The organism is Streptomyces sp. NPDC050534 (genome assembly GCF_044457745.1).
In the GTDB taxonomy this organism is placed as follows: domain Bacteria; phylum Actinomycetota; class Actinomycetes; order Streptomycetales; family Streptomycetaceae; genus Streptomyces.
On sequence record NZ_JBITHF010000006.1, the window covers coordinates 491,435 to 504,750 of the forward strand.

Sequence of the window (13,316 nt, forward strand, 5' to 3'; positions counted from 1 at the left end):
TGGGATGGCGGAAAACGACGCGTACAAGCCGGAACGTGGGAGCGTGGGGTGCGAAGCGCCGGTCGGACGACGGCTGCGGGCCCCCGCCCCTGCCCCGGCAGCCCCGAAGAACACGTAAGAGAGGGATCCCTGATGCGGGACGCGTACCACGAGGAACTTGACTCGATCGGCGACGGTCTGGTGGACATGGCCCGGCTCGTCGGGTCGGCGATCGGGCGCGCCACGACCGCCATCCTCGACTCCGACCTCAAGCTCGCCGAGAGCGTCATCGAGGGCGACAAGAAGGTCGACGAGCTCCAGCACGACCTGGAGGCGCGCGCGATAGCCCTGCTCGCCCGCCAGCAGCCGGTCGCCACCGACCTGCGCATCGTCGTCACCTCGCTCCGTATGTCCGCGGACCTGGAGCGCTCGGGCGACCTGGCCCAGCACGTGGCGAAGCTCGCCCGCCTCCGCTTCCCGGAGCGCGCGATCCCGTACGACCTGCACGCCACCATCCTGGAGATGGGCCAGCTCGCGCAGCGCCTGATGGCGAAGGCGGCCGAGGTGATCGTCACCAAGGACGTCGACCTGGCGATGCAGCTGGAGCAGGACGACGACGAGATGGACCTGCTGCACCGCACCCTCTTCCAGCACCTGCTGGACGACCGCTGGAAGCACGGCATCGAGACGGCGGTGGACGTCACCCTCCTCGGCCGCTACTACGAGCGGTACGCCGACCACGCGGTGGCCGTCGCCAAGCGCGTGGTGTTCCTGGTGACGGGTGAGCACGCGGACGACCTCCAGGGCGACATCCAGCCGGAGATCCAGCCGGTGGCGGGGCCCGAGGGGGCGTAGAGCGGAGGGGCAGGGCGCGCGGGCGCCACTGTGCGCCGTTGATGCGCCCAGTGAAGCGGGCATGCAATGGGCAGAGGCATCAGCCTCTAGGTCTCCAGGAGGACGCATGGCCGAAGCCCCCACCCCGCCCGACCCGACGCAGGAGCGCGAGACGGAACAGCCCGCCGAGATCAAGAGCCTCCCGCTCTTCGGCGCGTGCGGCTGCGGCTCGGGCTGCGGCTGCGGCTGCCAGTCGGGCAATCCCTGTCAGTGCGGTTGACCGCCCGACGCCTGTGTGACGACTCTGTACGGCGATGAAGGGCCCCGGCGAACCCGCCGGGGCCCTTCACTCGCGAGGGGGGTTACTTCTTCTTGCCCTGGGTCTGGTGGGCTGGTCTATTTGACCTGGTCAGTGGGGTCCACACCCTCACTGACCTGCGATCCGACTGTCGTGGTTGGTGTTATTGACGGTTGCCTGTCGCCCTCGGAGGGCCCAGAGCGGGCCCGGCGGGGCCGCCACATGGGCGCCACACACATGACCACATGGGCGTCACACACATGAAGAGGAGCAGCCGCCTCCCGGTTCGCGAGCACCTCTATGTCGCCGAGATGTCCGTGCTGGTCACTTGGACACCGTTTCTGATGGTCGTATCGCTGCGGAGACGAGTGCTTATGCCTGAACACAGGACATGCGCAACTGCGTCAAGGCGTCCCATGCCGAGTCGGGGGTGAACAGGACTGTCGACGTGCTGCGCCCAGGGAAGAACAGCGCATTGTCCGCTTGCAACGCAACGTAGGACAGGTCACCCCATGAGTCCTGACTGTGCGCACGTGCGAACACCTGGCGGCAACGCGTACAGGCGATTCGTGAGGTGACGAACGCGTCGGCCTCCGGCTCGGAAATCGAACGGGCCATGAAGATGACCTCATCGATGACGCATCCGAGGTCGCGGGAGCCGCCACGGACTCGGTACCAGGCCGGTGGGCTGCACTGACAGCGGATCTGCGCGATGGGGGTCGTCAGGAATAGCCTGGAGAAGAGCGGCACCGGGGCGGAACGGACTCTCTCGATGCGTCCCCTTGACCCCGGGGGGCCGCAAAACAGGGAGGAAGAGTCATGCCCTGGAATCTGAACGGCACGTACCTGGAGAGCTGTAACTGTGACGTGGTGTGCCCCTGCACCACCTCGGGCCTCACCGCACCGGCCGACCACGAGCGCTGCCAGGTGACCTTCGCATTCCACGTGGACAGCGGGAACGTGGACGACGTCGACGTCTCCGACCGCAGCGTGGCCGTCTTCATCGACGGGCCGCGGGTGATGGCCGAGGGCGGCTGGCAGGTGGCGCTGTACGTCGACGCTTCAGCCGACGACGGCCAGGCGGATGCGCTGGGCAAGGTCTTCTCGGGCCAGGTGGGCGGGCCGATGGCGGGGCTCGCTCCGCTCATCGGCGAGGTCCTCGGCGTGGAGCGCGTCCCCATCGACTACCGCGACGACGGTCGCCACCACACCGCGCGGGTGGGCGATGCCATCGACATCGAGATCGAGGACCAGGTCGCCCCGCAGTTCGGCGAGGACGGTCCGGTGATGGGCCTGACGGGCATGTTCCACCCGGTGAACAGCACACTGACGATCGCCCGGTCCACCCGGGCGACGGGCGACGGCGTGTACGGCCGGTCCTGGGACTTCACGGGCGGCAACGGACACTCGGCGCCCTTCACGTGGTCCGGATGACCGGCGGGCCGGTTACCGTCGGCATCCGGGTGGCCCCCGCCGGGCTGCTGCTGGTCGCGGCGGCCGCCGCCTGGGTCTGGATGGTGACGCGCTGGGGCAGCATGCAGGCGATGCCCGGCACCATGGGCCTGGGCCTGGCCGCTTTCCTGGCCGTGTGGACGCTGATGATGACTGCGATGATGCTGCCCGCCACGGCACCCGTCGCCGCCTTGTACGCACGCACCATCACTGTGCACCGGGCATCGCGCATGGTCGTTTTCACGGTCTCCTACCTGCTCGTCTGGGCCGCGGCCGGGCTGCCGGCGTATGCGCTGGCTGTCGGCCTTGGACGGGCGGCGCGGCTCCCCCCCGTGGCGGGGACAGCAGTGGCCGCGGCCGTGTTCGCGGTCAGCGGCGTCTACCAGCTCACGCCTCTCAAAGACCGTTGTCTGGCGAGGTGCCGTTCGCCGATCGGCCTGATGCTGCGTTACGCCTCGTACCCGGCCACCTCGCGCGATCTGCGTGCCGGAGCCCACCACGGGGCCTTCTGCCTGGGCTGCTGCTGGTCGCTGATGGTGCTGCTGGCGGCGTTCGGTGTGATGAACCTGTGGGCCATGGTGGTCCTGGCCGCCGTGATCACCGCCGAGAAACTCGCTCCGCTTGGTCGCCTGGTGGCCCGTGCCGTGGGGATCGCCTCGATCGTCCTGGCCGTCGCCGTCTTCTGGGTCCCGGCGCTGGCTCCGGGTCTCACCGGCGGTGGTATGGCCGGGATGTGAGGACGGGCCGCGCCCGCCGAGAAATCACAAGCCGGGCGGGTACGTGAGGGTACGTCGCTCGGGTTCAACGAACCATCACGCAGCCGCTCGTGAGCACGGCATGCACGCCCTACGACACTTCTGCGCGTCTGTCCTCCTGGACGCTGGGGAGAGCATCAAGGCCGTCAGCGAGTACCTCGGGCACTCCGACCCGGGCCTGACTCTGAAGGTGTACGCGCACCTCATGCCGAGCAGCCGGGATCGTGCCCGGACGGCTCTCGGGCTGGCGCTCCGGCCGCAAGCCTCGGGCCACTGAGGGCCCACAGTGGGCCCGGGCCGTGAAAATGCCCCCGATCCGCGCCATAAGCGCAGGTCGGGGGCATGATCACAAACCCTACTTCTTCTTGCCCTGGTTCTTGACCGCCTCGATCGCCGCCGCGGCCGCCTCGGGGTCGAGGTACCTGCCGCCCGGGGTGAGGGGCTTGAAGTCGGGGTCGAGTTCGTAGACGAGGGGGATGCCGGTCGGGATGTTGAGGCCGGCGATGTCCGCGTCCGAGATGCCGTCCAGGTGCTTGACCAGGGCGCGGAGGCTGTTGCCGTGGGCGGCGACCAGGACCGTGCGGCCGGTCAGGAGGTCCGGGACGATGCCGTCGTACCAGTACGGAAGCATGCGGACGACGACGTCCTTCAGGCACTCCGTGCGGGGGCGCAGCTCCGGGGGGATGGAGGCGTAGCGCGGGTCGTCCGACTGGGAGAACTCCGTGCCGTCCTCGAGCGGGGGCGGCGGGGTGTCGTAGGAACGGCGCCACAGCATGAACTGCTCCTCGCCGAACTCGGCGAGGGTCTGCGCCTTGTCCTTGCCCTGGAGGGCGCCGTAGTGGCGCTCGTTCAGGCGCCAGCTGCGGTGGACCGGGATCCAGTGCCGGTCGGCGGCCTCCAGCGCGAGCTGCGCGGTGCGGATCGCGCGCTTCTGGAGGGACGTGTGGAGCACGTCGGGGAGCAGGCCGGCGTCCTTCAGCAGCTCACCGCCGCGGACCGCCTCCTTCTCGCCCTTCTCGTTGAGATTGACGTCCACCCAGCCGGTGAACAGGTTCTTCGCGTTCCACTCGCTCTCGCCGTGGCGGAGGAGGATCAGCTTGTACGGTGCGTCGGCCATGCCTCAGAGCGTAATCCACGCATTCGGACCACAGCAGGCCCGCCCATCAGCCGGACAGTTGACGGAATCCGTTAATTGAGTGGCCGGTGAGGACGACGGTTTTGTAAGTTGTGCCTGCCCCTTGGGGCACTTACACATCTTCGTGCCGTGGGGGATCCTGATGTCCGTCGCCAGTCTGAGACGTGCCGCCCGGGAGAGCGTCTCCGGGCTCCCCCGCGACTTCTGGTGGCTGTGGACCAGCACCCTCGTCAACCGGCTCGGGGCGTTCGTCGCCACCTTCATGGCGCTGTACCTGACGATCGACCGCGGCTACTCCGCCTCCTACGCCGGTCTCGTCGCCTCCCTGCACGGGCTCGGCGGGGTCGTCTCCTCGCTCGGTGCCGGCGTGATGACCGACCGGCTCGGCCGGCGGCCCACCCTGCTGATCGCCCAGTCCGCCACCGCCGCCTCCGTCGCCCTGCTCGGCTTCATGCAGGACCCGGTCTCCATCGCCGCGGTCGCGTTCCTGGTGGGCATGGCCAGCAACGCCTCGCGGCCCGCAGTGCAGGCGATGATGGCCGACATCGTCCGCCCCGAGGACCGGGTGCGGGCCTTCTCCCTCAACTACTGGGCCATCAACCTCGGCTTCGCCGTCTCCTCCATGTCCGCGGGCTTCGTCGCCGAGTTCAGCTATCTCGCCGGGTTCCTCATCGAGGCCGGCATGACGGCCGTCTGCGCGGTGCTGGTCTTCCTGAAGCTGCCCGAGTCCCGGCCGCAGCGGGCGGCGGCGGAGAAGGGGGCGGACGAGGTCGGGCTCGGGACCGTCCTGCGCGACGGGCGCTACATGGGCGTCGTCGGCCTGTCCTTCCTCGTCGCCGTCGTCTTCCAGCAGGGCTCGATCGGTCTGCCGGTCGCGATGGGCGAGGCCGGGTTCACGCCCGCCGACTACGGCATGGCGATCGCCATCAACGGCGTCATCATCGTCGCACTCCAGATCCCCGTCACGCGGTTCATCGAACGCCGGGACCCGCGCCGGCTGCTCGTGATCTCGTCCCTGCTCGCCGGCTACGGCTTCGGGCTCACCGCCTTCGCCGGGTCGGTCGGCGTCTTCGCGCTCACCGTCTGCGTGTGGACCCTCGCCGAGATCGTCAACGCGCCGACGCAGACCAGCCTGGTCGTCCGACTGTCGCCGGTACACGGCCGGGGCCGCTACCAGGGCATGTACACCCTGTCCTGGTCCCTCGCCGCGCTCGTCGCTCCGCTGATGTCCGGCCTGGTCATCGACCGGTTCGGGGCCGAGTGGCTGTGGGGGCTGTGCGCCGTCGTCGGCATGGTGGCGGCCGTCGGGTACGGGGTGCTGATGCGCCGGCTTCCGGCGGTGGGGACGGCGACGGCGGTGCCGGCCGCCGCCACCGGTGCGGCGGAGGTCGCCGCGAGCTGAGACCTGGGATGCCCGCACCCGTCTCACGGATGCATCCGCGCCCCCTTGATCACCTTGTCCACCGCGTTCTTCGGTCCGTAGACCGCCAGCCCCACCAGGTCCAGCCCGTCCGTGCCGACGGCCCGCACCGCCGCCCGGTTGTCGCGGTCGTTGCCGGTGGTGAACAGGTCGGAGGTGAAGACCGAGCGCGGGAGGGCGCGGGAGAGGGCCTTCGCGTGGGCGGACCGCAGGGTCTCCTTCGTGCCCTCGAAGACCAGGACCGGCTGGCGGAACATCGGGAGGTACCGGACGCCGTCCGCGTCCTCGTAGGGTTCGCCGATCACCTCGGGGACCTGGCTGCCGAGGCCGCTGACCAGGAACGCGGTGACGTTCAGACGCTGCCAGGGCTCCAGGTCCTCGCGCAGCAGGACGGTGATCTTGGTGTCGAAACGGATGGGTGCGTCGTCGCTCATGCTCCGAGACTGCCGACCGGCCCGCCGCCTCGTCTTGTACGTTCTTTGCATGGCCCCGCAGCCGGAAGTGTCCGCCTGGCGGCCCCGTATACCCGGCGTCGTCGAGGTCTTCCACGCCCACTTCACCGAGTACGCCTACCCGATGCACGTCCATGACGCGTGGACGCTGCTCATCGTGGACGACGGGGCCGTGCGGTACGACCTCGAGCGGCACGAGCACGGCACTCCGCACGACACGGTCACCCTGCTGCCGCCGCACGTCCCGCACAACGGCTCCCCCGCCACGCCGTACGGCTTCCGCAAGCGGGTCCTGTATCTCGACGCCACGCGCCTGTCCGACGAGCTCATCGGGGCCGCGGTCGACCAGCCCGACCTGCGCGATCCCGTGCTGCGCGCGCGGGTCGGGCAGTTGCACGCGGCCCTCGCGCACGCCGGGGACGAACTGGAGGCCGAGAGCAGACTGACGCTCATCGGTGAGCGGCTGCGCGGCCATCTTCGGCCGCGTGACGTCGCCGACGTGTCCCGGCCCGACCCCGCGCTCGCGCGCCGGCTGCGCGAGCTCCTCGACGAGCACGTCGTCGACGGGATAACCCTCGACGAGGCCGCGGAGCTCGTCCATGCCCATCCCGCCCATCTGGTACGGGCGTTCAGCACGGCCTACGGCATCGCGCCGCACCAGTACCTGAACTCGCGGCGGGTGGACCGGGCGCGCCGGCTGCTGCTCGACGGGCGCCCCGCGGGCGAGGTCGCGTCCGCCACGGGCTTCTTCGACCAGTCCCATCTCACCCGGCATTTCCGGAAGTTGGTGGGGGTCACACCCGGCCACTACTCCCGGGCGGCACGCGGCTGAGCGCACGGTTCTGGGCCTACAGCTCCCGTTGCGCCTCGTACAGATTGCGCGGCCTCACCGCATCCGTCGTCGGATAGAGCTCCAGTCGGGAGTGAAGGTCACCCGTGAAGTCCGGGACGTCGATCTGGTCGAACTCCGTGACCTCGTCGACGCCCACCGTCGCGGAGTACGGGGCCAGTTGGTCGATCTTGACCAGGCCCGCCCTGCCGTTCGTGACGCGGACGTTCCAGTGGGTGAAGCGGGCACCGAAGAGCGGGCCGGCGCTGGCGTCGCCGCCGTGGCGGCCGTTGTTGTCGACCGTGATGTCGGTGCGGACGTTGGCGAAGGGCAGGCCGCGGTGGCTGTCGAAGGTGCCCATCCGCATGTCGCCGCGGGACCAGACGTTGTGGGAGGAGAGGCCCTCGACGTTGATGCCGTGGAGCTGGGTGTTGGCGGGGGCCGGCACCGTGCGCTCCTCGATGGTGAAGTCCTCGATCAGGTTGTCGTGCGAGCCCTCGCGGCAGAAGTAGGGGTGGTGCTCGCCGCGGCCGCCGACCCGGGTGCGGCGCAGGGTGCAGGAGGACGCGGCGACCAGGCCGAAGCCGTTGTCCACGTCGACGACGCGCACGTCGTCCACCCAGCAGTCGTACGTGCACTGGAGCACGACCCCGTTGTAGCCCTTGTCCAGGAGGTGCTCGGACTGCGGCGTCGGAATCATCCGGAGGGTGAGACCCTCGACACCCGAGCCGGTCAACTCACGTACGTGCGTGGTGAATTGAGGGTTCCATTCGGGGCGCAGGTCCAGCGGCAGCGGGCGTTGCAGGGTGACGGTGCGCCCGCGGACGTGGGCGATGCGGACGGGCCATTCGTAGGGGACGTAGCTGAGGAGCTTGGTCTTGTCCCCCCAGTAGTAGGCCGCCGGGCCCGGGCCGCCGCCCGCCATGTGCTGGAGGAGGGTGTGCGCCGGGTCGTCGGCGAGGCGCAGCAGGACCAGGGCGCCGGGGCGCATGCGGGAGGGGTCCGCGACCTGCACCGTCCAGGAGCCCTGCCGCGCGGGCTCGATCGGCGTCAGGGTCTCCCACTCGTCCCGCTTGTTGCCGGTCCAGCCCTCGAAGGGCCACGCCTGCTCCTTGATGGCGGCGGTCAGGGAATCCCAACGGGCCTTCGGGGAAAGCCAGATGAGGCCGCCCGCCCAGGACCACGACGACTTGGTGCCGCCGTAGCGGGAGCCGTAGACGCCGATCAGTTCGGTGAGGTTCCTGGTGGCGTAGAGCGTCGTACGGGCGCTTCCGGCGCCGCGCAGCACCACGTTGTCGTGACCGAGCTGGATCAGGCCGTCGATGCGGAAGGTGCCGGGCGGGATGGTGACCGTGCCACCGCCGGCCCTTCCGGCGGCGGCGATGGCACGGTTGATCGCGGGGGCGGAGTCGGTGGTGCCGTCCGCCACGGCTCCGTAGTCGCGTACGTCGGCCACGACGGGGCGGCGGGGGAAGCGCGTCACCCCGCCGCCGTAGCCGGCGCGGCCGACGTACGGGATCTGCGGATGGGTGAAGGGGGTGCGGGTGAACTCCCGCCAGAGGGTGGGGACTTGACCGCCACCGGCGCCACCCGCCGTGAGGGCGAGGGCGGGTGTCGCGGTGACCGCGGCGGCGGCCACCGCCGTGGCGCCGACGAGGAGGCTGCGTCTGGTCATGCCGTGGGGCGTGCCCATGCCGTACGTCCTTTCCATGTCTTTCATGGATGTGAACGACGTTCAGATCTGCGTCGGGCGTGAGCATGGCACGTGACCCCTGGGCCGGGAAAGGGCCTTGCAGGGGTCAATCAGGCGCGGTGCTTCAGTGCGGTGCTTCAGTCAGTCCGCGGGGCGCTGGGTCAAGTTCGTGAACGCGTCCAGATTGCGGGTCGACTCGCCGCGCGACACCCGCCACGCGTACTCCTTGCGGATCGCGGTGGCGAAGCCCAGTTCCAGGAGGGTGTTGAAGCTGTCGTCCGCCGCTTCCAGGACCTGGCCGAGGAGGCGGTCGATCTCGTCCGGGGTGACGGAGGAGAGGGGCAGTCGGGCGGTGACGTAGATGTCGCCGAGGCGGTCGACCGCGTAACTCACGCCGTACAGCTTGAGGTTGCGCTCCAGGAGCCAGCGGTGCACGCCCGGCTCGTTCTCGTCGGGGTGGCGGATGACGAAGGCGTTCAGGGAGAGGGAGTGGCGGCCCACCAGGAGGGAGACGGTCGTCTTCAGCTTGCGGGTGCCGGGGAGCTGCACGACGTAGTTGCCGTCTGCGGGGCTCTCCCATTCGAGCTCGGCGTCCTTCAGGACGCCCTCGATCACCTGGGCCGCGTTCTGTGCATCAGCCATGGTGGGAGCGTACGCGACGGCGGTGTGCCTGCATCGCGGCCGTGTAGACGTCCGCCGTCGCGGCGGCCGCGGTGTCCCAGCCGAAGGACTGCGCGTGCCGGGCGGCCGCCGCGCCCATGCGGGTGGGCAGGGCCGGGTCGTCGGCGAAATCGCTCAGCACGCGCGCGTAGTCGGCGGGGTTGTGGCCCTGTACGAGGAAACCGGTCCGTCCGTCGCGGACGGCGACGGGGAGGCCGCCGACCGACGCCGCGAGCACGGGGGTGCCGGCTGCCTGTGCCTCTATGGCGACCAGGCCGAAGGACTCGCTGTACGACGGCATGACCAGGACGGAGGCCGCCCGGAACCAGTCCGCCAGTTGCTCCTGGCCGACGGGCGGGCGGAAGCGTACGACGTCGGCGATGCCGAGGCGGGCGGCGAGTTTCTGCAGGCCCTCGGGCTTGGCGAGCCCGCTGCCGCTGGGGCCGCCGACGACGGGGACCAGGATGCGGGAGCGCAGCTCCGGGCGGCGGTCGAGGAGGGCGGCGACCGCGCGCAGCAGGATGTCCGGGGCCTTGAGCGGCTGGATGCGGCCCGCGAAGAGCGGGATCAGGGCGTCCTGCGGGAGGTCGAGGCGGGCGCGGGCCGCCGCGCGGCCGTCGGCGGGGCGGAAGCGGTCGAGGTTCACACCGGGGTGCACGACGGCGACCTTGGCGGGGTCGGCGCAGTAGTGGCGTACGAGTTCGTCGGCCTCTTCCGCGGTGTTGGCGATGAGGCGGTCCGCCGCCTCCACGATCTGGGTCTCGCCGATGACGCGGGCGGCGGGCTCGGGGGTGTCGCCGTCGGCGAGGTTGGCGTTCTTGACCTTGGCCATGGTGTGCATGGCGTGCACGAGGGGGACGCCCCAGCGCTGGGCCGCGAGCCAGCCGACGTGCCCGGAGAGCCAGTAGTGGGAGTGGACGAGGTCGTAGTAGCCGGGGCGGTGGCCGGCCCACGCCTGCATCACGCCGTGGGTGAAGGCGCAGAGCTGGGCGGGGAGCTCCTCCTTGGCCAGGCCCTCGTAGGGGCCGGCGTCGACGTGGCGGACGAGGACGCCCGGGGCGAGTTCCACGGTCGGAGGGAGGGCGGCGGCGGTGGCGCGGGTGAAGATCTCGACCTCGATGTTGATCGCGGCGAGGCGCTGCGCGAGCTCGACGATGTAGACGTTCATGCCGCCCGCGTCGCCGGTGCCGGGCTGGTGCAGCGGGGAGGTGTGCACGGAGAGCATCGCCACGCGGCGGGGGCGGCGGTGGAGCCTGAGCCGCGGGGGCGTTGCCTGCGAGCGACGCCCGAGCCTGCTGACGTACTGGCTCACGTGGCGTTCCTCCTTGTGCGGGCATGCCGGGGGGAGGGTGTGGGGCTCCCTCCAAGGTGGGCAACAGCGGAGGGGCGGATTCCCATTCCGGACGCCGTTAATTTTGCCGAGGCATTACCGGGTATCGCTCAACTGTTCGGGGTCGTGGTGCGTGGGGGACCACGGATGCAGGGCGACCGATGGGCGGCGCCCGCCACCCCCGAGGCCGCATACCCTCGTACGCATGACTTCCCGCGCCGCCCGCCGTCCCGTGGGCGCGGTGACACGCGGGACCACCAATCCCAATCGGCTGCGGCGGATGGACCGGTGGATCGCCGCCGTGCACGGTGACGCCTTGCGGCGGGCCGGTGACCCTGTCGCTGTCGATCTCGGGTACGGGGCTGCGCCCTGGACCGCCGTGGAGCTCCTGCAGCGGCTTCGGACCGTTGCTCCGCGGGTGCGCGTGGTGGGTGTCGAGATCGAGCCCGCGCGGGTGGCTGCCGCCAAGCCCTACGAGCGGGAGGGGCTTGTGTTCGTGCACGGCGGGTTCGAGATTCCCGTCGCCGAGCGGCCGATGCTCGTGCGGGCCGCCAATGTGCTTCGGCAGTACGACGAGGGGGACGTCGCCGGGGTCTGGGAACGGCTGTGTGCCCGGCTCGCGCCCGGGGGGATGGTCGTCGAAGGGACCTGTGACGAGATCGGGCGGCGGCATGTGTGGGTCGCCCTCGGGGCGGAGGGGCCCCGGACGGTCACCTTCGCCGCCCGGCTGGGGTCTCTTGGGCGGCCGTCCGATCTCGCGGAGCGGCTGCCGAAGGCGCTCATTCATCGCAATGTGCCCGGGGAAGCCGTACACGCGTTTCTGCGTGACTTCGATCGGGCGTGGGCGGCGGCCGCCCCCTACGCCTCCTACGGTGCCCGGCAGCGGTGGGTGCGGGCCGTGGGGGATCTTGCGGGTGACTGGCCTCTGGCCGACGGGGCCGTGCGGTGGCGGCAGGGTGAAGTGACGGTGGAGTGGAGCGCGTTGGCCCCCCGCGGGTGACCGGCACCGCCGGGCTGACCTGCGGGGAACGAACCTGCTGAGCCGTTCGTCACAACGGCGGGGAGATCGTCACCGCACGGACGGGGAGGGGAAAATCCGAATTACGACGCGCTCTGTCGTTCTGCGCGTCGTCGTGGCACGATCCCCCAGGCATCCGTAAGTTACTGACGGTAAATCAGTTTGGGGGTGGCGTTATGGGTTCGGGCACGCGCGGCCTGATCGCGACGGCCGTGACCGTGGTGTGCGCGGTCACCGTGCTGGCTGTGCCGGGCACGGCGTTCGCCGCCCCCGAGCCGGGCTCCGGTCCGTCGGCCTCCTCCACTCCCGCCGCCTCCTCTACTCCCGCCGGGGACAAGAGCCTTGAGGCCGTTCGGGCGAAGCTCGACAAGCTCTACCACGACGCCGCGGTCGCCACCGACTCGTACAACGCCGCCGAGGAGAAGGCCGACAAGCAGTCCGCCGCGATCGTCGACCTGGCCAAGAAGATCGTCAAGGGCCGGCAGAAGCTGGATCAGTTGAAGAAGCGGGCGGGCGCCGCGGCCGCCGCGCAGTACCGCACCGGCGGGCTGCCCGACGAGGCCCAACTGCTGCTCAGCAACGACCCGCAGGAGTTCCTCGACGGCGCGGACCGCACCATGCAGGGCGAGCGCGCCGCCAAGGGCCTGATCGGGGAACTGACCCGGACGCAGCAGGACTTGGCGCAGTACGCCAAGGACGCCTCGGCCCAGTGGAAGGAGCTGGAGGCCAACCGCAAGGCGAAGGACGCCGCCCGGAAGAAGATCAAGAAGCAGATCTCGGCCGCCGAGGAGCTCGAGGCCCGGCTGGCGAAGAGGGAGAAGGAGCGCCTCGCCAAGCTGGAGGAGGACGCCGCCCTCAAGGCCCAGACCACCTGGCTCGACTCCGGAATCCTCGACGAGATCAAGGGCAAGGCGTCCGCGCAGGGCAGGAAGGCGGTCGCGTACGCCACCGCCCAGATCGGGAAGCCGTACGAATGGGGCGCCGAGGGGCCGGCCACCTACGACTGCTCGGGGCTCACCTCACAGGCCTGGGCCGATGCCGGGCATGCCATTCCGCGTACCTCGCAGGAGCAGTGGAAGCAGCTGAAGCACGTGGACGTGAAGGACATGCGCCCGGGCGATCTGGTCATTTACTTCCATGACGCCACCCACGTCGGGATGTACATCGGTGACGGTGCGATCGTGCACGCCCCGCGGCCCGGACGGACCGTGACGATCACGGGCGCGGGATCGATGCCGATCCTCGGAGTGGTCAGGCCCGACGCCTGAGAGGCAGGTCACGTGACCCAAGGCACGCCGAACACCCCTGCAAACCCATGGCGGACGTGACCTTCGTCATTCCGGACGATGGGCCCACCTGTCCAACTGCGGTACGGATCGCGGCATATGACGCTGGCGCGTCTCCAAGCGGCGTGTCTCACACCATTCCTTTACGGCACCACCACCCGCTATGGTCCCCGTC

Annotated in this window: 13 protein-coding genes and 1 pseudogene; 9 read left to right on the plus strand and 5 right to left on the minus strand. The window is 70.3% G+C overall.

The features are described from left to right. The first annotated feature begins 132 nt into the window (after nt 1-132). The 5 genes and pseudogenes from phoU to ACIBN2_RS22415 form a co-directional block, all read left to right on the plus strand. Nucleotides 133-834 (plus strand): phosphate signaling complex protein PhoU, encoded by a 702-nt coding sequence (phoU, locus tag ACIBN2_RS22395; protein WP_399136519.1) that lies wholly within the window; start codon nt 133-135, stop codon nt 832-834. Between the two features lie 106 nt (nt 835-940). After that, nucleotides 941-1,093, plus strand: a complete 153-nt coding sequence (locus ACIBN2_RS22400) for a hypothetical protein (protein ID WP_384251370.1) — start codon at nt 941-943, stop codon at nt 1,091-1,093. Between the two features lie 837 nt (nt 1,094-1,930). Further along, a complete protein-coding gene (locus tag ACIBN2_RS22405; protein ID WP_328635807.1) occupies nt 1,931-2,545 on the plus strand; it encodes a DUF1326 domain-containing protein in 615 nt (204 codons plus the stop codon). Continuing rightward, nucleotides 2,542-3,300 (plus strand): DUF2182 domain-containing protein, encoded by a 759-nt coding sequence (locus tag ACIBN2_RS22410; protein WP_399136521.1) that lies wholly within the window; start codon nt 2,542-2,544, stop codon nt 3,298-3,300. The genes ACIBN2_RS22405 and ACIBN2_RS22410 overlap by 4 nt, the downstream gene beginning before the upstream one ends. A gap of 76 nt (nt 3,301-3,376) precedes the next feature. Next, nucleotides 3,377-3,595, plus strand: a pseudogene (locus tag ACIBN2_RS22415) (tyrosine-type recombinase/integrase); the annotation flags it as partial. Nucleotides 3,596-3,673: 78 nt separating this feature from the next. Here ACIBN2_RS22415 and ACIBN2_RS22420 read toward each other — a convergent pair. Further along, nucleotides 3,674-4,435, minus strand: coding sequence for a phosphoglyceromutase (locus ACIBN2_RS22420; RefSeq protein WP_399136522.1), 762 nt, complete (start codon nt 4,433-4,435; stop codon nt 3,674-3,676). Between the two features lie 160 nt (nt 4,436-4,595). On the opposite strand from ACIBN2_RS22420, the gene ACIBN2_RS22425 reads away from it, so the two are divergent. After that, on the plus strand, nt 4,596-5,855 hold the full coding sequence (locus tag ACIBN2_RS22425) for an MDR family MFS transporter (protein WP_399136523.1): 1,260 nt from the start codon (nt 4,596-4,598) through the stop codon (nt 5,853-5,855). Between the two features lie 23 nt (nt 5,856-5,878). Here the strand turns inward: ACIBN2_RS22425 and ACIBN2_RS22430 are convergent, their stop codons facing one another. Next, a complete protein-coding gene (locus ACIBN2_RS22430) occupies nt 5,879-6,307 on the minus strand; it encodes a DUF2000 family protein (RefSeq protein ID WP_399136525.1) in 429 nt (142 codons plus the stop codon). A gap of 49 nt (nt 6,308-6,356) precedes the next feature. Between ACIBN2_RS22430 and ACIBN2_RS22435 the strand changes: the two genes are divergently transcribed. Next, the gene (locus ACIBN2_RS22435; RefSeq protein WP_399136527.1) at nt 6,357-7,157 is read left to right on the plus strand and encodes an AraC family transcriptional regulator; all 801 of its coding nucleotides are present in this window, start codon (nt 6,357-6,359) and stop codon (nt 7,155-7,157) included. Between the two features lie 16 nt (nt 7,158-7,173). On the opposite strand, the gene ACIBN2_RS22440 is transcribed toward ACIBN2_RS22435, so the two are convergent. The 3 genes from ACIBN2_RS22440 to mshA all read right to left on the minus strand — a co-directional run bounded on the left by ACIBN2_RS22440 (nt 7,174) and on the right by mshA (nt 10,819). Then, nucleotides 7,174-8,829, minus strand: coding sequence for a glycosyl hydrolase family 28-related protein (locus tag ACIBN2_RS22440; protein WP_399136528.1), 1,656 nt, complete (start codon nt 8,827-8,829; stop codon nt 7,174-7,176). Nucleotides 8,830-8,988: 159 nt separating this feature from the next. Further along, complete coding sequence (locus ACIBN2_RS22445) at nt 8,989-9,489, minus strand: YbjN domain-containing protein (RefSeq protein WP_399136530.1); 501 nt, start codon at nt 9,487-9,489, stop codon at nt 8,989-8,991. Continuing rightward, nucleotides 9,482-10,819 carry a D-inositol-3-phosphate glycosyltransferase gene (gene mshA, locus ACIBN2_RS22450; RefSeq protein ID WP_399136532.1) on the minus strand — a complete coding sequence of 446 codons (1,338 nt, stop codon included), beginning with the start codon at nt 10,817-10,819 and terminating at the stop codon, nt 9,482-9,484. The genes ACIBN2_RS22445 and mshA overlap by 8 nt, the downstream gene beginning before the upstream one ends. 223 nt (nt 10,820-11,042) lie before the next feature. On the opposite strand from mshA, the gene ACIBN2_RS22455 reads away from it, so the two are divergent. Both ACIBN2_RS22455 and ACIBN2_RS22460 read left to right on the plus strand, forming a co-directional pair. Beyond that, nucleotides 11,043-11,837, plus strand: coding sequence for a class I SAM-dependent methyltransferase (locus ACIBN2_RS22455; RefSeq protein ID WP_399136534.1), 795 nt, complete (start codon nt 11,043-11,045; stop codon nt 11,835-11,837). A 194-nt stretch (nt 11,838-12,031) separates the two neighbouring features. Beyond that, nucleotides 12,032-13,123, plus strand: a complete 1,092-nt coding sequence (locus ACIBN2_RS22460) for an NlpC/P60 family protein (protein ID WP_399136535.1) — start codon at nt 12,032-12,034, stop codon at nt 13,121-13,123. Nucleotides 13,124-13,316 lie beyond the last annotated feature (193 nt).